Source organism: Thiocystis violacea, assembly GCF_016583565.1.
GTDB lineage: Bacteria > Pseudomonadota > Gammaproteobacteria > Chromatiales > Chromatiaceae > Thiorhodococcus > Thiorhodococcus violaceus_A.
The window spans coordinates 1-1,897 of record NZ_NRRF01000177.1; the positions used below are offsets into that span (position 1 = coordinate 1).

Annotated in this window: 1 protein-coding gene; it reads right to left on the reverse strand. The window is 55.8% G+C overall.

The features are described from left to right. Positions 1–171: 171 nt before the first annotated feature. Positions 172–621: a DUF29 domain-containing protein gene (locus tag CKO23_RS24510; protein WP_200336091.1), complete on the reverse strand. Its 450-nt coding sequence runs from the start codon at positions 619–621 to the stop codon at positions 172–174. Positions 622–1,897: the final 1,276 nt, after the last annotated feature.

The window sequence follows — 1,897 nt, forward strand, 5'->3', positions numbered from 1 at the left end:
CTTCTGGGCGCCGAGCGGGGATGATGGGCACGCCCGGCAAGCACCAGTGCTCTGAATAGGGCTCATCGCGCGGGCTTTGCCCATCCTACGGGACTGAGGCAAAAGGAAAGACCAGACCCCGTTTGTCAGACCCCGTTTGTCCACATGGCGGAACCGCTGTCGCGTTCCGCCCTACGCGGGCTTATCGCCCGGCCAGAAAGCGTCATCTTGAATCCGTGCGGCGGTATAGGGACAGGCTGACGGCAGGGCTTCATAATCGAGCGGCGTTTCGCGGACGACCAGATCGCAACTATCCGCGTAAGCCTCGGCGATCAGATCGGGTAGCAAGGGTTGCAAGCTCGGGTTCTCGGCAAGCAGGCGTGCGATGCTCCGGCGTTGTTCGTTAATGGTCGCACGCCAACTTTTGCGATAAGAATATTCGGGTTGTAACTCCCACTTGAGCAGGTGCCCAATCAGCACAGCCAGCCGGCTTTCCAATGCTCGGCGCTCGCGTTTGCCCAAATCCTCGATCTCCTCACTCAGTGGCTCAATCTGCAATTCCGACCAGCGCCCAGCGCGCAGCAGCGCTGCTTGCTCTTGGGACCATGCGTAAAAATCGTTTTCGTATCTGTGGGTTGGCATGACTCTGATCTCTGGTCGAGCATCGCTATTTTGCGCTTGCGTTTTCAGGGGCCACCTCACCGTAGCTCGCGGCAAGACGCATGGCAATATCTGTTGTTCGGAGTTTATTCTGAGCACATTTCGACAGGTTTCAAGCGACAAATGGCGGAACCGCTCTCGCGTTCCGCCCTACGCGGGCTGCCCCGTCCGGCTTGAAAGGTGTCAGTCACCCTGTCGGTGTAGGGCGGATGCCCGAGAGGGCGATCCGCCATGCAAATGCCAGTGTCAACCGCCAACGCCAGCGGTTGCCACATGGCGGAACCGCTGTCGCGTTCCGCCCTACGCGGGCTACACCTTTCGCGTGAAACAAAAACAGACGGTTGCGTCGTTCAGAAAAACGATCTATAGCCACCGGACGTGATGCTCGTACTGACCCCTCGATTTGAGGCGTGTAGTCCGTGCTAAAACCGAAAGGGCCTGTATGGATATCACCCAGGACGGCTATAACACCTAACGAATAAGGTTAGATCGTCCGAGCGAAGCGAGCGACGATCTGAACCGGTTGTTGGACGAGCCCGAGATAGGAAGCGATGGATGCCGCGAACGCGGAAGATGCAAATCCCATTAAGAGGTTGATCTTGAAAGAGAAATATCCGAAACTGGAATATTGACAAAAAACGAAAGCGATGCTACAGAAAATATCTTTTTTCTGCCGAAATCAGATTTATTGTTTAAAAATAATGTTTTACGCCAATACCTCTGCCAGCCTTTTATTGTTTCTTGATAAAATTCAAAGCATTGCGCTCTCGATGGGGCGCGGCTGCTTCAACCGTGTCGGCTTCCGCCATGACCGCGAATCGTCGTCGCTTATATGGCGTGAGCGCTTCCCCGCAGCCGCAGCGTCGCGATCAAGCTTAGCGTGATCAACGTCCTTTGGTCGAGCGGGCCGCTGCCCTACACCACAGCCGACATTCCGCACGCCATAACGTGTAATAACGAATTTTTTGTTGCTGATTTTCAGTGGAGGTGTCGTCATCTCGCACACGAAAAACGAACAAAACGCCCGTCATCGTGGCTGAGCACCGTCATTCCACAGCCCTCCCTCCAGCGGAAGCCGTCCCCTCGATTGCCCTATCATCGCGTTGTTCGCGAACATTGAGAGGGAATCATGCATGGCCGTCCATATCGACACCGCCTCCATGGCCAGTCCACGCCATTACAGCAGCCAGGTCCTCAATCACCTGGGGCTCGTGGCCGGAATGTACGACGAGCTGGGTCTCGGGGAGTTGATCGACCA

Coding starts and splice junctions, on each gene's coding strand:
- CKO23_RS24510 (WP_200336091.1), bottom strand. CDS start 621: ATGCCAACCCACAGATACGAAAACGATTTTTACGCATGGTCCCAAGAG.